Origin of the sequence: Desulfurobacterium thermolithotrophum DSM 11699 (assembly GCF_000191045.1) — a bacterium.
GTDB lineage: Bacteria > Aquificota > Aquificia > Desulfurobacteriales > Desulfurobacteriaceae > Desulfurobacterium > Desulfurobacterium thermolithotrophum.
The window spans coordinates 1,160,514-1,180,835 of the sequence record NC_015185.1 but is presented as its reverse complement, the minus strand read 5'-3'; the positions used below and the strand labels follow the sequence as shown (position 1 = coordinate 1,180,835).

At 34.4% G+C, this 20,322-nt stretch carries 23 protein-coding genes and 1 pseudogene; 6 read left to right on the top strand and 18 right to left on the bottom strand.

Annotated elements, in window-relative coordinates; translation table 11 throughout:
- Positions 1–5 precede the first annotated feature (5 nt).
- Genes DESTER_RS06065 through DESTER_RS06055 form a run of 3 tightly spaced genes read right to left on the bottom strand, consistent with a single transcriptional unit; the run spans position 6 to position 2,137 of the window.
- Positions 6–1,313 (bottom strand): IS110 family RNA-guided transposase, encoded by a 1,308-nt coding sequence (locus DESTER_RS06065; RefSeq protein WP_013638118.1) that lies wholly within the window; start codon positions 1,311–1,313, stop codon positions 6–8.
- Positions 1,314–1,334: 21 nt separating this feature from the next.
- Positions 1,335–1,805 (bottom strand): NADH-quinone oxidoreductase subunit B, encoded by a 471-nt coding sequence (locus tag DESTER_RS06060; protein ID WP_013638770.1) that lies wholly within the window; start codon positions 1,803–1,805, stop codon positions 1,335–1,337.
- Positions 1,802–2,137, bottom strand: a complete 336-nt coding sequence (locus DESTER_RS06055) for an NADH-quinone oxidoreductase subunit A (protein WP_013638769.1) — start codon at positions 2,135–2,137, stop codon at positions 1,802–1,804. The genes DESTER_RS06060 and DESTER_RS06055 overlap by 4 nt, the downstream gene beginning before the upstream one ends.
- 169 nt (positions 2,138–2,306) lie before the next feature.
- On the opposite strand from DESTER_RS06055, the gene DESTER_RS06050 reads away from it, so the two are divergent.
- Entirely contained in the window at positions 2,307–2,492 is a 186-nt protein-coding gene (locus DESTER_RS06050) for a twin-arginine translocase TatA/TatE family subunit (protein WP_013638768.1), read from the top strand.
- A gap of 6 nt (positions 2,493–2,498) precedes the next feature.
- On the opposite strand, the gene DESTER_RS06045 is transcribed toward DESTER_RS06050, so the two are convergent.
- Genes DESTER_RS06045 through leuD form a run of 8 tightly spaced genes read right to left on the bottom strand, consistent with a single transcriptional unit; the run spans position 2,499 to position 9,400 of the window.
- Positions 2,499–3,530: a M23 family metallopeptidase gene (locus DESTER_RS06045; RefSeq protein ID WP_013638767.1), complete on the bottom strand. Its 1,032-nt coding sequence runs from the start codon at positions 3,528–3,530 to the stop codon at positions 2,499–2,501.
- Positions 3,531–3,576: 46 nt separating this feature from the next.
- The gene (locus DESTER_RS06040; RefSeq protein WP_013638766.1) at positions 3,577–4,326 is read right to left on the bottom strand and encodes a patatin-like phospholipase family protein; all 750 of its coding nucleotides are present in this window, start codon (positions 4,324–4,326) and stop codon (positions 3,577–3,579) included.
- Positions 4,326–5,015, bottom strand: coding sequence for a metal-dependent hydrolase (locus tag DESTER_RS06035; RefSeq protein WP_013638765.1), 690 nt, complete (start codon positions 5,013–5,015; stop codon positions 4,326–4,328). The genes DESTER_RS06040 and DESTER_RS06035 overlap by 1 nt, the downstream gene beginning before the upstream one ends.
- A gap of 9 nt (positions 5,016–5,024) precedes the next feature.
- Positions 5,025–5,384 carry a roadblock/LC7 domain-containing protein gene (locus DESTER_RS06030; RefSeq protein ID WP_013638764.1) on the bottom strand — a complete coding sequence of 120 codons (360 nt, stop codon included), beginning with the start codon at positions 5,382–5,384 and terminating at the stop codon, positions 5,025–5,027.
- A 12-nt stretch (positions 5,385–5,396) separates the two neighbouring features.
- Positions 5,397–6,413, bottom strand: coding sequence for an aspartate-semialdehyde dehydrogenase (locus DESTER_RS06025; RefSeq protein ID WP_013638763.1), 1,017 nt, complete (start codon positions 6,411–6,413; stop codon positions 5,397–5,399).
- A 22-nt stretch (positions 6,414–6,435) separates the two neighbouring features.
- On the bottom strand, positions 6,436–7,743 hold the full coding sequence (locus DESTER_RS06020) for an IS110 family RNA-guided transposase (protein WP_013638762.1): 1,308 nt from the start codon (positions 7,741–7,743) through the stop codon (positions 6,436–6,438).
- A gap of 14 nt (positions 7,744–7,757) precedes the next feature.
- On the bottom strand, positions 7,758–8,837 hold the full coding sequence (gene leuB, locus DESTER_RS06015; protein WP_013638761.1) for a 3-isopropylmalate dehydrogenase: 1,080 nt from the start codon (positions 8,835–8,837) through the stop codon (positions 7,758–7,760).
- 59 nt (positions 8,838–8,896) lie between these two features.
- Positions 8,897–9,400, bottom strand: coding sequence for a 3-isopropylmalate dehydratase small subunit (leuD, locus tag DESTER_RS06010; RefSeq protein ID WP_013638760.1), 504 nt, complete (start codon positions 9,398–9,400; stop codon positions 8,897–8,899).
- Positions 9,401–9,537: 137 nt separating this feature from the next.
- On the opposite strand from leuD, the gene DESTER_RS06005 reads away from it, so the two are divergent.
- The 5 genes from DESTER_RS06005 to lptB all read left to right on the top strand — a co-directional run bounded on the left by DESTER_RS06005 (position 9,538) and on the right by lptB (position 12,438).
- Positions 9,538–10,110 carry a DUF1847 domain-containing protein gene (locus tag DESTER_RS06005; RefSeq protein ID WP_013638759.1) on the top strand — a complete coding sequence of 191 codons (573 nt, stop codon included), beginning with the start codon at positions 9,538–9,540 and terminating at the stop codon, positions 10,108–10,110.
- A 106-nt stretch (positions 10,111–10,216) separates the two neighbouring features.
- Positions 10,217–10,681, top strand: a complete 465-nt coding sequence (locus DESTER_RS06000) for a KdsC family phosphatase (protein WP_013638758.1) — start codon at positions 10,217–10,219, stop codon at positions 10,679–10,681.
- Positions 10,678–11,205 (top strand): LPS export ABC transporter periplasmic protein LptC, encoded by a 528-nt coding sequence (gene lptC, locus DESTER_RS05995; protein WP_013638757.1) that lies wholly within the window; start codon positions 10,678–10,680, stop codon positions 11,203–11,205. The genes DESTER_RS06000 and lptC overlap by 4 nt, the downstream gene beginning before the upstream one ends.
- A complete protein-coding gene (lptA, locus tag DESTER_RS05990) occupies positions 11,202–11,714 on the top strand; it encodes a lipopolysaccharide transport periplasmic protein LptA (protein WP_013638756.1) in 513 nt (170 codons plus the stop codon). The genes lptC and lptA overlap by 4 nt, the downstream gene beginning before the upstream one ends.
- Positions 11,698–12,438, top strand: a complete 741-nt coding sequence (gene lptB / locus DESTER_RS05985; RefSeq protein WP_013638755.1) for an LPS export ABC transporter ATP-binding protein — start codon at positions 11,698–11,700, stop codon at positions 12,436–12,438. Before lptA ends, lptB begins: the two co-directional genes overlap by 17 nt.
- Here the strand turns inward: lptB and DESTER_RS05980 are convergent.
- The 7 genes and pseudogenes from DESTER_RS05980 to DESTER_RS08555 all read right to left on the bottom strand — a co-directional run.
- The gene (locus DESTER_RS05980; protein ID WP_013638754.1) at positions 12,435–13,811 is read right to left on the bottom strand and encodes a pilus assembly PilX N-terminal domain-containing protein; all 1,377 of its coding nucleotides are present in this window, start codon (positions 13,809–13,811) and stop codon (positions 12,435–12,437) included. The two genes, lptB and DESTER_RS05980, sit on opposite strands and share 4 nt — an antisense overlap.
- A gap of 20 nt (positions 13,812–13,831) precedes the next feature.
- Positions 13,832–14,398, bottom strand: coding sequence for a hypothetical protein (locus DESTER_RS05975; protein WP_013638753.1), 567 nt, complete (start codon positions 14,396–14,398; stop codon positions 13,832–13,834).
- Positions 14,398–14,784, bottom strand: coding sequence for a type IV pilus modification PilV family protein (locus DESTER_RS05970; RefSeq protein ID WP_013638752.1), 387 nt, complete (start codon positions 14,782–14,784; stop codon positions 14,398–14,400). Before DESTER_RS05970 ends, DESTER_RS05975 begins: the two co-directional genes overlap by 1 nt.
- Positions 14,781–15,230, bottom strand: coding sequence for a prepilin-type N-terminal cleavage/methylation domain-containing protein (locus DESTER_RS05965; protein ID WP_013638751.1), 450 nt, complete (start codon positions 15,228–15,230; stop codon positions 14,781–14,783). Before DESTER_RS05965 ends, DESTER_RS05970 begins: the two co-directional genes overlap by 4 nt.
- A gap of 13 nt (positions 15,231–15,243) precedes the next feature.
- On the bottom strand, positions 15,244–16,530 hold the full coding sequence (gene serS, locus DESTER_RS05960; RefSeq protein WP_013638750.1) for a serine--tRNA ligase: 1,287 nt from the start codon (positions 16,528–16,530) through the stop codon (positions 15,244–15,246).
- Positions 16,523–20,023, bottom strand: a complete 3,501-nt coding sequence (gene gyrA / locus DESTER_RS08205; protein ID WP_425477279.1) for a DNA gyrase subunit A — start codon at positions 20,021–20,023, stop codon at positions 16,523–16,525. The genes serS and gyrA overlap by 8 nt, the downstream gene beginning before the upstream one ends.
- A 27-nt stretch (positions 20,024–20,050) precedes the next feature.
- A pseudogene (locus DESTER_RS08555) lies at positions 20,051–20,230 on the bottom strand (DNA gyrase subunit A); the annotation flags it as partial.
- Positions 20,231–20,322: the final 92 nt, after the last annotated feature.

The window sequence follows — 20,322 nt, the reverse complement described above, 5'->3', positions numbered from 1 at the left end:
AGATGTCAACCCCCAACACAGAGGTTGCATTTATTTTCAACAAAATCCATAAATTGCCTTCTCTCTCTCAAAACTGCGAACATTACTTTAACCAATTTCCTCGCCGCAGCTATCAGCGCTTTCTTCTTCTCTAAACCTTTCTTAACTAACCCTTCGTAAAATCTTTTAACTGAATTGTCTAACTTGCTGTTCAATAACGCTCTCGTAGCCTGGATAATCTTGTTCCTCGTTCTGCTGTCCCCTTTCTTTGTTATCCTTCCATTTCTAACTTCGTCTCCACTGCTATTAACACGAGGAACAAGTCCAAAATAAGCCGCTACCTTGTCTCCGTTTTCAAACCTCTCTTCGTTACATACGGCAGATATAAAGGCTATAGCTACTATATCTCCTACTCCAGGTATGCTTTTTAGAAGTTCTACTTTTCCCTTAAGCTCCTCATCTTCTCCTATAAAACTCTTGATATCTTCTTCTGTCTCTCTTATCTTATCTGTTAAGTATTCTATTGTTTCTATTTGCCTCCATATCGTTTCTCGTAATGACGGAGGCACTTTCTTCTTCGTTTCTTCCTTTATCCTTTCCATCCCTTTCTTCGTGGTGAGTTCTCTCTTGTTTGTCTTTATCCCATATTCAAGCAATAGGCTATGAAGTCTGTTAATTACCCCTTTTCTCATATCTACAAAGCTATCTCTCTCTTTCATCTTTATCCTTAGCTCTTTTTCTTTTCTCGTCGGGACGTAAACTGTCGGAAGTAAGCCCATTTCATAGTAAATGGCTATCGTTTCTGCATCTATCCTGTCGTTTTTAGCACTGTTAACACCTTTTAGAATGTTCTTAAATTTGTTAGTGTTAACGTAAGTTATTTCATCAACGCAGTTCCTTATCTCCTCCGTAAAAAATGTTACTCCTGTTAAGGTTTCTACCGCAACTTTTACTGAATATCCTTTTTTCCTAAAAGTTGTTAGGTGATTTTTAAATTTCTCTAACTCTTCTGCTTCGTACTTCTTGGTATTAAGTATCCCTGTCAGACAATCTAAATAAGCTGCTGTAAAGCTGTTTTTGTGGTAGTCCACTCCGACATACAGTGTTTTCTCTACCTTCTCCTTCATCTCTACCCCCTGATATGTTTTGTGTTTTGCAACCTCTGCTTCGGAACTATTCCCATACTCCAATACGGCGCTTCCCGCCACTATAATTAGCCGGCAGGAGGCATCGGCTAATCTCCACGCACGGGGCTTATTCCCCAGGGAAAAATCCAGCCTCCTGCCTTTAAAGGTTGCCTCTTTACTATAGTCCCGAATTTCAGGGGGTGACATCTTTTATATCATCTCCTATAGTTAATAATTAATTTCTTCCATTTTGTTTGGATATTTCTTTGCAGCATTGTTTTTATTTTTGAGTATTATTTCTTTTAACTTAAGAAGTCCTTCAAGAGTAGCTTCTGGATTTGGAGGACAACCTGTAACAAAAATGTCAAAAGGAATATATTGGGAAACATCAACTGCCACAAAGTCTGAATCCCAGTATGGTCCTCCACCTCCAGCACAAGCTCCCATTCCAAAAACATATCTTGGTTCCGGCATTTGTTGGTAAACCCTTAGAAGAACTGGAAGAACCTTCTTTGAAACAAGGCCCGTGACAATTATGAAGTCAGCTTGTCTGGGACTTGGAGTCATCATAAAACCGTACCGTTCCCAATCAAAACGAGGTCCCATAAGAGCTAAAACTTCTAAGGAACAGCAACCACTACAAAAATGAACTCCCCATGGAGAGTTAGCTCTAGACCAATCTAAAAACTTTAAAATCATTCTTTTCTTCCTCCAAGCATAACGTATGAAAGAGGAATCATTAGAAGAAATGAAAAGAGGATGAATATCCATCCAAATGAAGGATTTCCTTTTCCTATTGCATAGAGAACGAAAAGAACACCTGCGATGTCCATTGCAATGAAAATGATTGCATAAAAGTAATACTGAAAATTAACACTAGAGATTATTGGTTCAGGAGCAGGAAGGCCACATTCATAAGTATCTTCTTTTACAGGATGAGGATTCTTCGGAGAAGTAACAATAGAAAGAAGCCATAGAGAAATTCCTGCTATTGTCATAACTATTACAAAGATTACAAAGTCATAAAGCATTTTCATCTCCTTATTTTATACATTTAATTCGTCTATACTAACAAATTGTAAATAACTTGTAAATATTTTGTAAATATTTTGTAAATATTTTGTAAAGTCATGATGAATAAGTTAGAATGATGTAGAATAAATATTACTATTAATATTTATTCTACGAAAGAGGTAAAGGTTGCTAACAAAGATAATACTTCTCCTTATTGTTGTTGGTATCATATTCGGATGGGATAAGATCATCAATCTTATTAAATCCTTCTTTGTTGCAAAAGAAGAGTTTAAAAAAGGGCTAGAAGGAAAAGAAGAGACGGAAGCTACTAAAAAAGAAAAACCTATTATAAAGGTAGCGAAGAAAGACTAACAAAAGCTATTTTAAAACTTCAAGCGGGTTAATCTGATATATCTTTCTGTTGTATATTTTGTTTATTTCAAAATAAATCCCACTTTTACCCCAGTCTCCTGATATTCCTGCCGTTCCGATAACATCACCTCTCTTAACTATTTGCTTAGGTTTTACAAAAATCTTGTCTAAATTACTATAAACGGTCTGATAACCTTTAGGATGTTCTATTATTACTACGTTTCCATAAGGTTTGAGAAAATGTTCATCTTTTCCAGCAAACTTTACAATTCCTGTCTCTGCAGCTTTAACTTTTTTCCCAGGATTACTGAGGATAAATATTCCAGGATATCCCTTTTCTCTAACTGTTGGATCAATTCTTCCATCAAGAGGAAACCTAAACTGAACGGGCCTATTTAATTTCAATACATCTTTATAACCTGTTAGTATTTTTAGTTTTTGCCCTGGTCTAAGAATGTAAGGCTTTCTTAAGTGATTTTCTCTTATTATCATTCTCGGAGAAACTCGGAATTTCTTTGCTATTTTGAGAACAGAATCTCCTTTTCTGACACGATAGTACTTATAAACCGGTACTTTCGAAAGAAGAGATGATTTATAGACAAATTGACTATTTTTTTTCTTTTTCGAACTTTTCTTTTTCAAATTTCTTTTTACAAGATAGCTCTTTTTTACCGGAACCTTTAGTTTTTGACCAGGTCTAATTATGTATGGTTTCTTTAAATTATTAATCTTTATAAGTTTTTTTATAGACGTCCTAAATCGCTTTGCTATTTTTGAAAGAGAATCTCCTTTTTTTACAGTATAGTAAACAAACTTTTTTTCAATTCTTCGACTTTTATTAGGTATTTTTAGTTTCTGTCCAACTCTAATTATATAAGGTCTTTTTAAATTGTTAGCTTTAATTATATCCTTTACAGATACACCATAATTTTTAGCAATTTTAGCTATACTATCACCTCTTTTTACAACATAAGTTATATCTGCAAAGGCAAAGTTAGTTAAGAATAAAAAGCTAATGAATAATATTAAAATCTGCATAGTTCCTCCTTAGAAACTATAACGCTTATAATAGCATGTAAAGCTATTACAACCAATCTTCTATCTCTTCAAAAGCTTTAAGTCCATTTTTATAACCTAATTCAAAAATTTCCTCTATATTTTCAAAATCAAAGCTAAATTGTTCAAAGCAATGGTTTACAAGAACATCACAATATTTATATCTCATTTCTTGATTTTCTAGTATTGATGCGAAGCTAACTCTTAATGAAACATCTTTTATTGAGGAAGGTTCAAACTTTTCAGATATTTCATTTACATTTGAGCAGATGTTAATGCGACATCCTGAAGCTTTTACCATTTCGGCCGGAAGACAATTTCTTATCCCTCCATCAATGTAATAATTTTTTCCTATCTGATAAGGAGTAAAAATTGGAGGAATTGAGCATGAAGCTACAACGTAGTCTATGACTTTTCCTTCAGTTATGAATTCAACTTTTAGAGTTTTTAAGTTTACTACTGTTAATCCAAAAGGAATTTTTAAGTCCTTAAAATCTATATCACCTATAAGTTCTTTAAGTTTAGCTCTTAGACCGGAAAGAGAAAAAAGTCCTCCTTTAAAGGAAGGTTTTGTCAGTTTTCTCCAATTAAGATCCAAAGAAAGTTCTCTTATTTTGTCAGGAGAATATCCAGCAGCATAGAGAACTCCTATTGCCGCACCAGAACTAGAACCTGCTATAAAAGAAGGAGATATTCCTTTATACTCAAGAGCTTTTAATAAACCTGCATGGGCGACTCCTTTTATAAAGCCGCCCGAGAGAGTTACCCCTATCTTCATTAGAACTCTATTTCATCTCCTGGATTGAGTATCTGAACGTTGATTCCTCTTTTTTCTGCAAGGGCTTTAAAGTCTTCAGGCTCAGCATCAATAATTGGCCATGTCTTAAAATGCATTGGAATAGCAACTTTTGGTTTTATAAGTTCTGAAGCAATGGCTGCATCTTTAATGTCCATTGTAAAATTCCCACCAATTGGAAGAAGAGCAATCTCTATATTTTCGTATTTTCCAAGGAGTTCCATTTCAGCAATAAGTCCTGTATCTCCAGCATGATAAACGTTTTTACCTTCTACTTCAATAATTACTCCACATGGACTTCCAAGAGTAATGACTTTATTATCCTCAATTACAGAACTTCCATGAGATGCTGGAACAAGTTTTACCCTTCCAAATGGAAAATTGAAAGTACCACCGATATGCATTGCATGAATATTTGCTCCCTTAGATTGGCAGTATTGAGCTACTTCGAAAATACTAACTATTACCGCATTTGTTTTCTTTGCTATTTCAATAGCATCACCAAGATGATCACCATGAGCATGGGTTACAAAAATATAATTAAGATCTTTAAAATCCTCTGGTTTAGCAATTTTCCAAGGATTTTCTGAAAGAAATGGATCTATAAGAGCTTTAATGCCTTCTCCTTCAAGGTAAAATGCTGAATGCCCAAGATACCAAAGCTTCGCCATTTCTCCCCCCTATAACGATAGTTTTATCTCATTAAGCTTGGCACGAAGTTTAAACCGTATTTTTCCATATAGATGATCTCTTTCGGCAAGTGCAACAAGATATGTATCATTTACAAGTTTATAAACTAAAAGTACATGTTTTTCCGTGAACAAAACCATTTCCTCTAAGCTATCTTTTTCTCCAGATATATCCTCTATGCTTTCTACTAAAGTCTTTACAGGATTTACTATATGAACTGAAATTTCCTCTGGATCTACGTCAAGGCCAGGTTTATCAAATTTATAAAGAATAAAACCTTCTTCATCTACAATCGATAATGACTTAACTTCAGGTATTGAATTAGCAATTTCTTTAAGCTTTTCTTCCATATTATCTCCGAATTATATCAATCCCCTTTCTATTAAGACTTCAGCAATTTGAACTGCGTTTAAAGCAGCTCCTTTTTTAAGATTGTCTCCTACGATCCATAAGTTTATGCCATTTTCTACTGTTTCATCTTTCCTTATCCTTCCTACTAAAACATCATCTTTTCCTGCAACATCTATAGGAGTAGGATAGACAAGGTTTTCAATATCATCCATTACTTTAACACCTGGAGCATTCTCAAGAGCTTCTCTTGCTTCTTCTAAAGAAACTGGTTTTTCAAATTCAATGTTTACAGCCTCTGAATGACCTATAAATACCGGAACCCTTACACAAGTAGGAGAGACTTTTATACTATCGTCATGCATAATTTTCTTTGTTTCGTTTATCATCTTATGTTCTTCTCTTGTGTATCCATCAGAAAAGAACTTATCTATATGAGGAACACAGTTAAACGCTATCTGTCTTGGAATTTTGTTAGGAGGAGGGACCTCTCTTCCCTCAAGAACAGCTTTTGTTTGCTCTTTTAACTCTTCTATTGCTGCAGCACCAGCACCAGAAACTGCTTGATAAGTAGATACGACAACTCTCTTTATTCTTGATATATCATAAAGAGGTTTAAGAACTACAACCATCTGGATTGTAGAACAGTTTGGGTTTGCAATTATTCCTTTGTGCCAGTCAACATCTTCAGGATTTACTTGGGGAACTACAAGGGGAACGTCCGGTTCCATTCTGAAAGCAGAGCTGTTATCAATTACAATAGCACCTCTTTTTACAGCTTCAGGAGCAAATTGCTTACTTCTGTCTCCACCTGCAGAAAAGAGAGCCATATCAATTCCTTCGAAAGATTCAGGTTTTAATTCTTCTACAACTACTTCTTCTCCCTTAAACTTGAGTTTTTTTCCAGCAGACCTTGCAGATGCAAGAAGTTTTATCTCGGAAACAGGAAATTTTCTATCCTCCAAAACTCTTATCATTTCCTGTCCAACTGCTCCTGTTGCACCAACAACAGCAACTCTATATCCCTTCATTTCTTACCTCCTATGAAAGATGTCAACCCCCAACACAGAGGTTGCATTTATTTTCAACAAAATCCATAAATTGCCTTCTCTCTCTCAAAACTGCGAACATTACTTTAACCAATTTCCTCGCCGCAGCTATCAGCGCTTTCTTCTTCTCTAAACCTTTCTTAACTAACCCTTCGTAAAATCTTTTAACTGAATTGTCTAACTTGCTGTTCAATAACGCTCTCGTAGCCTGGATAATCTTGTTCCTCGTTCTGCTGTCCCCTTTCTTTGTTATCCTTCCATTTCTAACTTCGTTTCCACTGCTATTAACACGAGGAACAAGTCCAAAATAAGCCGCTACCTTGTCTCCGTTTTCAAACCTCTCTTCGTTACATACGGCAGATATAAAGGCTATAGCTACTATATCTCCTACTCCAGGTATGCTTTTTAGAAGTTCTACTTTTCCCTTAAGCTCCTCATCTTCTCCTATAAAACTCTTGATATCTTCTTCTGTCTCTCTTATCTTATCTGTTAAGTATTCTATTGTTTCTATTTGCCTCCATATCGTTTCTCGTAATGACGGAGGCACTTTCTTCTTCGTTTCTTCCTTTATCCTTTCCATCCCTTTCTTCGTGGTGAGTTCTCTCTTGTTTGTCTTTATCCCATATTCAAGCAATAGGCTATGAAGTCTGTTAATTACCCCTTTTCTCATATCTACAAAGCTATCTCTCTCTTTCATCTTTATCCTTAGCTCTTTTTCTTTTCTCGTCGGGACGTAAACTGTCGGAAGTAAGCCCATTTCATAGTAAATGGCTATCGTTTCTGCATCTATCCTGTCGTTTTTAGCACTGTTAACACCTTTTAGAATGTTCTTAAATTTGTTAGTGTTAACGTAAGTTATTTCATCAACGCAGTTCCTTATCTCCTCCGTAAAAAATGTTACTCCTGTTAAGGTTTCTACCGCAACTTTTACTGAATATCCTTTTTTCCTAAAAGTTGTTAGGTGATTTTTAAATTTCTCTAACTCTTCTGCTTCGTACTTCTTGGTATTAAGTATCCCTGTCAGACAATCTAAATAAGCTGCTGTAAAGCTGTTTTTGTGGTAGTCCACTCCGACATACAGTGTTTTCTCTACCTTCTCCTTCATCTCTACCCCCTGATATGTTTTGTGTTTTGCAACCTCTGCTTCGGGACTATTCCCATACTCCAATACGGCGCTTCCCGCCACTATAATTAGCCGGCAGGAGGCATCGGCTAATCTCCACGCACGGGGCTTATTCCCCAGGGAAAAATCCAGCCTCCTGCCTTTAAAGGTTGCCTCTTTACTATAGTCCCGAATTTCAGGGGGTGACATCTTTTATATCATCTCTACAATTTCTTTATTTCTTCAGCAATCAAGTCTCCCATTTCCTCAGTTGAAACAAGTTTAGTTCCTTCAGAGCAGATATCTTTAGTTCTATAACCTTTAGCAAGAACTCCCTTAACAGCTTCGTCAATTGCTTTTTCAACTTCAGGCATATCAAAAGAATAAGTGAACATCATTCCAATAGAATTAATAGTTGCAATAGGATTGGCAATATTTTGTCCCGCAATATCCGGAGCTGAACCATGAATTGGCTCATAAAGACCTATCTTTCCGCCAATACTTGCTGATGGAAGCATTCCAAGAGAACCTGTAAGCATTGCACATGCATCAGAAAGAATGTCTCCAAAAATATTTGTTGTAACTATAACGTCAAACTGTTTTGGCCATCTGATTATCTGCATTGCTGCATTGTCAACGTACATATGGTTAAGTTCAACATCTTCGTACTCTTTGTGAACTTCTTCGATAACTTCTCTCCAAAGAACAGTAGCTTCAAGAACATTAGCTTTATCAACACTTGTTACCTTTTTGTTTCTCTTTCTCGCAACTTCAAAAGCTACTCTTGCAATTCTTTCAACTTCATGTTCTCTATATCTAAGAGTATTAATTCCTACTTTTTCTCCATCGTCTTCAAAAATTCCTCTTGGAATTCCAAAGTAGATACCACTGGTGAGTTCTCTAACAACCATAATGTCTACGCCTCTAACAACCTCAGGTCTTAAAGTAGAAGCATCAATAAGTTCATCGTAAAGTTTTGCAGGTCTTAAGTTTGCAAAAGCGTTTAAGAGTTTTCTCATTCCAAGGAGAGCTCTTTCAGGTCTTATTGAAAAATCAAGATTATCCCACTTTGGTCCTCCAACAGCACCAAGTAAGACAGCATCTGATGAAAGAATTATTTCTTTTGTTTCTTCAGGGAAAGGAATTCCACATTCATCAATAGCAGCACCACCAATAAGACCATAATTGTATTCAAGCTTAACATTAAACTTTTCAGAAACAGCATCCATTACTTTAACAGCCTGCTTAACTATTTCTGGACCTATTCCATCGCCTGGTAGAACTGCAATCTTAAAAGTTTTCAATTTTCACCTCCAAAGTTATTGCTAATTTTTAGTGCCTAATCATCTAACCTTTTAAATCTTTACTTCAATCCTAATTTTTGCTTTGCGTATTCCATAAGTCCACCAGCATCCATTATTCTTCTAATATCTGGAGGAATTGGATTGGCTTTGTATTCTGTTCCCTTAGTAAGATTTTTTATAACTCCCGTTTCTGGATTAATTTCAACAATGTCTCCTTCTTCTATTCCTTCTACTGCCTCAGAAGATTCAAATATGGGAAGTCCAATGTTAATAGCATTTCTATAAAAAATCCTTGCAAAGGACTTTGCTATTACAGCAGATACTCCCGCAGCTTTAATCGCTATAGGAGCATGTTCCCTTGAAGAACCACATCCAAAATTCTTTCCAGCTACAATGATATCTCCCTTTTGAACTTTTTGAGGAAATTCAGGATCTGCATCTTCCATTACATGTTTTGCAAGTTCAGATGGCTCAGAAGTATTGAGATACCTTGCTGGAATAATTTCATCAGTATTAATGTCATCTCCAAACTTAAAAGCTCTTCCTTTAAAAATTTCGGACATCTTTTCCTCCTAACTTAAACCTAATTTGAATGTACTGGAAATTATACAGAGATTATATCAGTGATACAGTATCCTTGCTAATCTAAAATTTAATAAAATAATTTTTACAATGCTATCAAAGTAAGAGAGGAGTTTTGTTGAAGTGTCATAGATGCTACTTTCCAGCTTGTTATAGAGAAGGAAAGGAATGTAAAAATTTAAAAGGAATTTTGGAAGAATTATCTGAATTTGAAAGAAAGTTACTTACAGTTTCTTCTCATATTGAGAAGGAATTTTACTGCAAATTGACAAGAGTGGAAGAACTTATTGAATTTGCAAAAAGAATGGAATTCAAAAGAATTGGTATAGCTTTTTGTATAGGCCTTTTGGAAGAAGCTAGAACTCTTGCGAAAATTTTAGAATCTTGCGGATTTGAAGTCTTTTCAGCTATATGTAAGATAGGAGGAATAGATAAATCTGAGTTAAATATTGAAAAAATAAATCCTGACACCTTAGAGGCTTCCTGTAATCCGATTGGTCAAGCTGAAGTTTTAAATGAAGTCGGAACTGACATGAACGTAATTGTTGGACTTTGCATTGGCCATGATATGCTCTTTCAAATGCACTCAAGAGCTCCTGTAACTACTTTGATTGTTAAAGATAGAGTTCTAGCTCATAATCCTGTTGGAGCTCTTTATAGCAATTACTATAAAAGAAAGTTAATTAAATAACGTTTATGAAAAAAGTTATATTAAGTTAATCAACACAGTTTTTTCTTCAAATCAAAAATATGTAGAATTTACGTGTAATTTTATTTTATTAAAAGGAGTTTTTGTTGTGATAAAGCTTATAATTTTTGATGTTGATGGTGTTATGACTGATGGTACCATTACCTATGACAGTGAAGGAAGAGAGTACAAGAGTTTTAATGTTAAAGATGGTTATGCAGTAGTTACTGCCATAAAGAAAGGAATCAAGGTTGCTGTAATCACAAGTAGGTTTTCTCCTATGGTAGAAAAAAGGTGTAAAGAATTGGGAATTGAAGACATTTTTCAAGGAGTGGATAATAAATTAAAATCCTATGAAATCTTAAAAGCCAAATACGGTTTACAGGACAGAGAAATAGCTGCTATGGGAGATGATATACCTGATTTACCTATTCTTGAGAGAGTAGGTATTTCAGGAGCTCCAAAAGATGCTGTGGAGGTAGTTAAGAAAAAAGTAAAGTTTGTTTCTTCTTTCCCAGGCGGTAAAGGAGCAGTTAGGGATTTTATTGAATATCTCTTAGGTGGAATAGAGTGAGGGAAAAATTTTTTAAAGTAGCCGTGTTTTTGGCTATTATCTCTATTCTTCCATTTATTGTTCTTATAATGCGCAAAGAAACTCCGCCTGAAAAACTCAATGTAGAAACTCACAAAAAACAGGTAATAAAAGATTTTGTTCTTAAATCAGAAGGAGTAAAAAAGTGGATACTGAGAGCCCCTAAAGCTCTCTTTGAAGGAGAAGAAATTCACTTAAAGAAACCTCAGCTTGTTATCTATGATAAAGATAAGTTTTTTCTAATTGCAGATGAAGCTGTATATTATCAAAACAAGAAGTTGGTACATCTAAAGCAGGTTACTCTAATTGGTAAAAATCTTAGAGGAAAAGCACCTTATGGGACTTACTACACGGACAAAGAAATTTTTACCACTAAAACTACATGTGAGTTTACTTTTGATAATGATAAAAGAGTGACAGGTAAAGGATGTCAATTAGAGCTTAAAGATAAAAAAGTTATAATCCAATCTAACGTTAAATCTAAATTCGGAGAGGCTATAAAATGAGATTAGTAGTTTCCTTGTTAATTTTCTTTATGTCTATTTCTCTTTCTGCTCTTGGAGAAACTAAAGAGAAAACTTCTACTCCAATAGTTATTGAATCTCAAAAGCTTATTTATATTCAAAAAAAACACATGGCTACCTATATTGGTAATGTTATTGCTCAAAGAGAAAAAACTATAATGAAAGGAGATAAATTAATTGTTTATTTTGATCCAACTGATCGTTATATCGAAAAAATAGAGGTTATAGGTCACGTCTATATAAAAGATCCAAGAGGAGAAGGTTGGTGCAATAAGCTTTATTACTATCCTGTGCAAGAAAAAGCAGTTCTTATAGGGAATGCTAAGTTAAAACAAAAAGAGAATCTTGTTGTTGGAGATGAAATAATAGCTTATAAAGATGGGCGTGTAACAGTTGAAGGCATAAAACAAAGAGTAAAAACTGTAATATTTCCAGAAGAAAAGAACAAAAACCTCATAAAAGGTGGAAAAGAAAGTGAAAAGAGTCGTTGATTTAAATGTTCTCAGAGCTGAAAACATAACAAAGATATATAACAAAAGGAAAGTCGTTAACGGCGTAACTATAAAGGTAATGGAAGGAGAGGTTGTAGGACTTTTAGGTCCTAATGGAGCAGGAAAGACTACTACTTTTTACTGTATTGTTGGTTTAATAAAACCTGATGGTGGCAGAGTTCTTCTTGGAGAAGAAGATGTTACTAATGACCCAACTTATATAAGAGCAAGAAAAGGTATTTCATATCTCCCTCAAGAACCTTCTATTTTTAGAAAATTAACAGTTGAAGAAAACATAAAAGCTATTCTTGAAATGCATGGATTTTCAGAAAGAGAAATAAAAGAAAAAACTGATTGGCTTCTTGAGAGATTTGGAATTACACATCTTAGAAAACAAAAGGCAAACTCACTTTCTGGAGGAGAAAGAAGAAGATTAGAAATAGCGAGAGCTTTAACTATAAATCCCAAATTTTTGCTTCTTGATGAACCCTTTGCTGGAATTGATCCTATAGCGGTTTATGAAATTCAGGAGTTAATTGAAGAGTTAAAAGAAATGAACATTGGAATTTTAATTACTGACCATAACGTGAGAGAGACTCTAAGGATTATTGATAGAGCCTATATAATAGGACATGGAAAGGTTATAGCGTCAGGCTCACCCCAACAAGTAGCTAAACAAGAAATTGTCAAAAAAATATACTTAGGGGAACAATTCACGTTCTAATATATTTTCCAGCTTTTAATTTCAAATGTCTTTGAGTCTCTTCCATCTATCATGTCTTTAAGTTGGCAGTATATATTTTTATAAAAGCTAGGAATAGTCGTATCTTCTTCACAATAATATTTTATTTCATCGTAACTTAATCCACTTCTTTGCTCTTGACCAGCAAAAAACCAAAAGTTAAGGTTTACGTTTCCATTAGAAACTAATATTGAAAAATTTCTTTCATTATTATCAAAAGTATTACCTGAATTTCCAGTTATTTTAAACCCTCCTTGTTCACTTTCAATTCCTTTATCTGCCCAAATCAAAAAATTGACATCTTTTTTTGTTGTTGATGGTTCAAAAATTAAATTTCCTTTAGTTCTTACTGTTTCCGGAGTTATTATAAAGACATTTGAGGTGTATTCTGTGTTTTGGTTACCTGAGATTTTTATCAAGTTGTTAGAAGACGTGCTTTCAATCCCTTTTTGAGCATAAAGAAGAATGTTATATCCTTCTTGAGAACCAGAAAAGTCTATTCCTGCATTGCTGTTAAATATAATCTGTCCTCCTGCTATAAAAGACAAATTATCAGCTGAATTATCACTCTGCTTGTTTCCTGTAAACTTAAGTTCACTACTTATTGTTACATTTTCTTTTGCCACTATAAATAAGTCTGCATCAAAATCTAAAGCGTTTTCTGATCCTATACCTTCAATGGATATGTTTTTACCACAAATAAAAACGGTTCCTGATTTATTTTTTAACAACTCTTTTAAATCACTAAGCGTTAAATTTTTATCCTTGCTGAGTTCTACATCACTACAGTATTTTTCAGGAGAAATATCGATGTTAGAAGCTTTTGGAAAATCAAAACCTGAAGGATCTACTCTGACAGTAAAAGCACTTTCTTCAAATGCTTTTTTCAACTCTTCAGAAATACTCTTTACACCCAACTGTGCATCCGTCCAGCTTCGACTTCTTCCTTTATTATGAAAACGGTTAATTCTAAGTTCTCCATTTATTGAAAAGGGAAAAAACGTAGAACCTTTTTTTTCTACGGAAGCTACAATTCTTCTTTCTGCATCATTCTTTTTACCCTTAGAATCTATTATAAAACTGTTTCCATTAACATCTAGAGTAACTGTATAAGTTGCATTACCTATTGTGCCAGAAAAAGAATAAGGAAAAGAGGTAATTAGCCTATTTTTCAATTTTATGATTGCTATTTCTACACCACTTTCAGCAGCTTTTAGAGCCTTTATGGAGTCTGAAGTGTCAACAGTTACTCTTGTTTCTTTGGTTACAATATATAAACCAATAGCTCCAGCTATTGTGAGAATGGTAATGATTGCAAGTGTTGTTGTAAGTATAAAACCTTTTTTTGCTTTCATCCTAAAATCTCTAAAAAAGTTTATTTCCAGTTTCTACAGATAACTGTATCCCCAATTGTAAAATTTCCTTCTAGTGTTGTACCATTAATAGCATATTCTACTGCATGAGTTGTGTTATTTATTGAAACAAAGAAATCCTCTATCTTTATCAGATTTCCGTCGAACATAGGAGCAGAAGAGCTGTTGCCATTTGCTCCTTTATCAACGAACCTATATAAGTTATTATTTTTAAGTTGATAGATAATGATATAATCACACTCGGGAGTGTTATTGTCTCCAAAAGTTTCATTTTCACAGTCTATATCATCTTTTTCATAATCAACATATCTAACAATAAGTTTTTTTAGTTCTAAATTCCATTCAACAGGAGGATAAGTAGTTGGGTCCTCTATTCCATATCCTGCTTTTCTCAAATCAGAATTGATTATTTCCTCTACTTGAAAAATAGAAGTATTACTTCTTGAATTAGAAATAGTATTTAAAATCAAACGATATCCATAAGAGAAAAAAATTGTGGATGCTAAAACTATTATGATACCTATTAAAGCTCCAATAAGAATTTCTATTAAAGTAAATCCTTTCCTCATTACCAGTTTCCTTTAATCTGTTCTAAAGACACACCTCCTTCATAATCTCCACTTTTAAACCTTACAGTCACTGATATTTTCTTCATATCTGTTTCAAGGTTTTCTACTGAGTAACTTATTTTTGGATCTCCAGCAAAGCCATTACAACAGGTTCCAGCATCTGTTTGACAATTCCGGATTCCAACAGTAAGACAGGAACTATCATATGGAAGAGATGTTAAATAATTTAGCAATTTATCAGCCTTGTAAAGAGCTCTCTCTCTTAGTTTATTTATCTTTGCAAATTTAATGTTGTAAACTATTGTAGCTCCAATACCAAGAATAGCTATAGAGAAAATGGCTAGGGCTATTAAGACCTCAACGATTGAAAAACCTTTTCTTTTCATTGTATTTTCTCTAAATAAATTCTCCCACTAGTAGAGTTGATAACTATTTTATAATAAATAATTTCAGATTCAGAATCCTTTATTTCAATATTTCCACCTGTATCAGGAAGCTTGTTTCTTTTGAATTTTATTCTTGTTTTTTCTAAATCTAAATTAGCCTTAATAGCAATCTTTTCAGGGGCTACTTTTTCCTTAATTGGAGAAGTAGAATTTTCAGGAACGTATATTAAATATCTATCACTCTGAAATTCTACTTTACTGCTTCCTTTCTTAAATGCTAAGCAACGTGCCCACTCCAAATCAGAAAGTATTTCCTCTGAAAAGCTTTTAACCTTGATTTTGTGTATCCAATTTATGATACTTGGCATTACCAAAGAAGAAAGAATTCCAATTATTGCAATGACGACTATTAGTTCACCAAGTGTAAAACCTTTCCTTAGCCTCAAACTGTTTGTCCTTTTACATTTCGCTACTTAATACGTCAACTTTAATGTAATCCCTTAAAACCTCTGGGACGATAACTGAACCATCCTCCTGCTGATACTGCTCGAGGATTGCAATTACAGTTCTTCCAACGGCTAACCCCGAACCGTTTAGAGTATGAACAAATCTTGTTTTGCCATTTTTGTCTCTAAAACGTATTTTAGCTCTTCTTGCTTGGAAATCTTCACAATTTGAGCATGAAGATATTTCTCTATACTTGTTCTGAGAAGGTATCCATACCTCTATATCGTAGGTTTTTGCAGCAGAGAATCCGAGGTCTCCTGTACAAAGCTCCACTACGCGATAGTGAAGTCCTAAAAGCTGTAAGACTTTTTCAGCTTCTCTAACAAGTTTTTCAAGCTCTTCGTAGGAAGTCTCTGGATGAACTATTTTTACAAGCTCAACTTTGTTAAATTGGTGAAGTCTCATTATTCCTCTAACGTCTCTTCCATGAGCACCAGCTTCTCTCCTAAAACAAGGAGTATAAGCTGTATAGTACTTTGGAAGCTCTTTTTCAGGAAGTATTTCTCCAGCGTGAATATTTGTCAGAGGAACTTCTGCTGTTGGTATAAGCCAAAGATCTTCATTTTCGATCTTATATAGGTCTTCTTCAAACTTTGGAAGTTGTCCTGTTCCTGTCATTGTTTTTGTGTTAACAAGAAATGGCGGTATTATTTCTTCATAACCGTGATTGCTTGTGTGAAGGTCAAGCATAAAGTTTATGAGAGCTCTCTCTAATTTTGCTCCCCACTTTTTGTAAATAACAAATCTTGAACCTGCAAGCTTTGTAGCTCTTTCAAAATCGAGAATATTAAGCTCTTTTGCAATATCCCAGTGAGGTAAAGGTTCAAAACAAAATTCTGGTTTTTCACCCCAGTATCTGATAACTACGTTGTCTTCTTCGTCTTCTCCGATAGGAACAGAAACGTGAGGAGGATTTGGAATGGAAAGAATCAATCTTTCAAACTTTTTTTCTATATCTGTAAGTTCTTTTTCAAGGCTTACAATTCTTTCTGATATTTTTTCTACTTCTGATTTAAGTTTAAGAGCTTCTTCTTTCCTTCCTTCTTTAAAGAGCTTTCCTATCTCTTTTGAATATTTATTTCTTTTTGCCTTTAAATCTTCAACCTCTGAGATGATAGCTCTTCTTTCACTATCAACGGCAAGAAGTTCGTCAACCATTGCAATATATTTTTTATCTCTTCTTGAAAGGAGTTCTTTAACCTTTTCTGGTTCTTTTCTAAGAAGTTTTATATCAATCATTACTCTCCTCCAGCTTTTCTTGAACCTTAGAAACAGAAACAACTACATCTTCTTTTGAAAGCTTTTGAATTCTTACACCTCTTGTGTATCTGCTGTAAACAGGTACATCACTGCTATTTACTCTTATTATTTTTCCATTCCTTGAAACGATAATTACAGGTTCTTCATTTTTTAAAGTTATTGCATCAGCTATCTTTCCTGTTTTTTCACTGAGTTTTGCAGCTATTAATCCTTTTCCTCCTCTTCTTTGAAGAGGAAATTCTGAAAGTAGAACTCTTTTTCCATATCCTTTTTCCATAACTATTAGCAAGTACACATCGTCAGGTTGAACAACTGTTCCTGCCATAATTCTATCTTCTTCATCAAGAAGCATTCCTTTGACGCCTCTTGCACTTCTTCCCATTTGTCGAACATCTTGAACGTGAAATCTAATGGCTCTTCCTCCTTTCGAAATAAGGAGGATATTATCTTTTTCTTCAACGAGACCAACGTAAATAAGTCTATCTCCTGGCTCAAGGTTTATAGCATTTATTCCTGTCGAACGTGGATTAGAAAATTCTGAAAGAGAAGTTCTTTTAACGTATCCTCTTTGGGTGACAAAGAATATGTCCTTTTTCTCAGAGAAATCTTTTACAGGAATAATTCTTGATACAACTTCTGCCCCAGACATCCCAGGTAAAAAGTTTCTTATTGATTGACCACGAGTTGACTTTTCTGTTTTTGGAATTTCGTAAGCTTTTAACCAGTAAACCTTTCCTTGATTTGTAAATATGAGAAGATAGTCTTTTGAAGATGCGGTAATTACATCTTTAACAAAATCACCTTCTCTTGTCCTTATTCCTCTTACTCCTGTTCCACTTCTTCCTTGAGTTTTATAACTTTTTGCAGAAGTTCTAGCTATGAAGCCTTTGTGAGTTAGAAAAATTACAACTTCCTCTTCTTCTATCATTGATTCAATATCTATTTCTGATTCCTTAGAGACTATAGCAGTCTTTCTCTCATCACCATAATTCTTGATGATCTCGTCAATGTCTTCTTTTATAAGTCTTTTCTGTTCTTCTCTGTTTGAGAGAACAAATCTATAGTATTCAATATCCTTTTCAAGAGCTTCATATTCAGAATCTATCTTTTCTCTTTCAAGACCTGTAAGTCTTTGAAGTTTCATATCAAGAATTGCTTTGCTTTGCTTTTGGGAAAGGCCAAACTCCTTTTCAAGGAGCTCTTGAGCAATATTTGGACTTTCAGAACTTCTTACAATTTCAATTACTCTTTCTATGTTAGTAAGAGCTATTTTTAAACCTTCTAAAATGTGGAGTCTTGCTTCTGCTTTTTTTAGTTCATGAGTAGTTTTTCTAAGAATAACTTCTCTTCTAAATTCAATAAATTCTTTTAGATAAGTTTTCAGGTTTAGAAGTTTTGGTTCACCATTTACAAGAGCAATCATGTTAAAGTTAAAGTTCGTTTGGAGAGGAGTAAACTTATAAAGTTTATTTAAAACTACTTCAGGAGTAGCATCTCTTTTTAGCTCAATTACCACCCTTATTCCTTCTCTATCAGACTCATCCCTTATATCGGAAATACCATCTATTTTCTTTTCCTTAACAAGGTCTGCAATCTGTTTTATAAGAGCAGCTTTATTCACTTGGTACGGTAGTTCTGTAATTACAATAGCTGTTTTTTTTCTAACTTCTTCAATGGTATGTTTTGCTCTTATTGTTACACTTCCTCGTCCAGTTTCATAAATCTTTTTTAGGTTTTCAGGATTTATGATTTCGGCACCTGTTGGGAAATCAGGTCCTTTAACAAACTGGAGAAGCTCGTGAGTTTCTGCTTCTTCATGATCAACCATATACTTGACTGCCTGACAGACCTCTTTAAGGTTATGAGGAGGAATATTTGTTGCCATTCCAACAGCAATTCCGGCCGAACCATTTACAAGAAGATTTGGAAATCTAGCAGGTAAAACTTCAGGTTCTGTTAAGCTTTCATCAAAGTTTGGCCTAAAGTCGACGGTATCCTTTTCTATATCTTTTAGGAGCTCTATTGAAATCTTTGAAAGCCTTGCTTCAGTATATCTCATTGCAGCTTGGGAATCACCATCAATAGAACCAAAGTTTCCCTGTCCATCAATAAGTGGATATCTCATTGAAAAATCTTGAGCCATTCTGACAAGAGCATCGTAAACTGCTGTGTCACCGTGTGGATGGAATTTACCTAGACAATTGTGAACTACTACACCATTAGCAACAAACTCATGATCTTCATCTACTTGAATATCGTAAGTAACTTCGGGTGCAATATTGGAAACTGACTTAACTTTGCAGAAAAACCAATTAAACTCCTTAACAGACTTGAGAAAGTCTGTGTATTTAGAACCTATAAGTTCTGCTTTTTTCAAGATACCAAGCTCTTCAAGAGAATCTCTGTAAAGTCTGAATTTCTCTTTTAAGCCTTTACTGTAACGGATTTTTGCTCCATCTTTGTACTTAAGTCCACATCTTATTTTCTTTCCATCAATTTGTGAGTACCAGCCTCCACCCAGGTGTTTCTCCGAAAACTCTTTGAGAAGAAGTGAACCCATATAAGGTATTTCGTCAGATTTGTTTCTTTTTAGACCGCGAAAGTTAAATTTCTCTGCTTTTATGGGTTTAATTGGAGCATTTAGTGCAGCAACAACATATTTACCCGTAATCTCCAAATAATAAAGGGAATGTTTCCCTTTTATTCTTCTACCGTTTATATATCCATCTTTTGGCGGTTGACAATAAAGTTTTGAAGGAATTCCAAGAGAGAACAGAAGTAGTTGAAGTTCCTCAACAAGTTTTCTTGAAGTAAGAGCAATAATGATAACATTTCTTTTTCTGTGAACAAAGCCGTCCGAGTCAATTAATCCTGATAAAAACGAGAGTATAACTTCTTTCTTAGATTCAAAAAGCCAAGAAGGAATCTTTTTCGTCAGAGCATTGATATTTTCATCACACTCGAGAATTTCCATAAGCTTTTTTGTAAACGAAGAAGAAACTCTTATATCTGATCGGATTTCGCTGAACGAAACAGGAATTCCTATTTTTTCAAGGATTCTTTTTGCTTTTTCCACTGCTTCAGGAAGAGAAGGTATTGTTAATCCGAAACGGTGATAGCCTCTTTTGTCTTTTTCTATCCATCCATCGCCACAGAAAAGTCCCGTTAAATAAGCAACTTCTTCGTTTAAAGTAATACCTTCTTTCCTTTTATAAGGAACATTTTTAGGATAAGCTGCTCTGAGAAGTAAAACATCTCCTTTTTTTAATTGATCAGCTTTTTTCCATTCAAACTTACCTTTAGGAGACAAAACCTTAAACATCTGTCCTGAAGTACATCTAAGCTTTATGCCGTTTTCAAGCTCTATTTCTTTAAGAGGTTGAGGAGGCATTACATAAAGTTCTGTTACTTTTCTAACCCCTGTGGAAGTAAAAACTTCATCACCAATGTTAAGATCCTCTATATTTCTCAATCCAGCAGGTGTGGAAACCTTTGTTCCTTTTACAAAACATTCACCAACAATTCTCGCGCTTTTCTTATAAGGCTTATCTGGATAAAGCCCGAGTTGATACATTGAGTAAAGAATCCTTCTATGAACAGGTTTTAAACCATCTCTAACATCAGGTAATGCCCTACCTACGATTACGCTCATTGCGTAATCAAGGTAAGATTGTTTCATTTCGTCTTCTATGGAAACAGGAATTATTTTTTCCACTGAGAAACCTCCTTTAAGGATTGTTAGCAATTATAACACTTAACTTTAACTTAGAA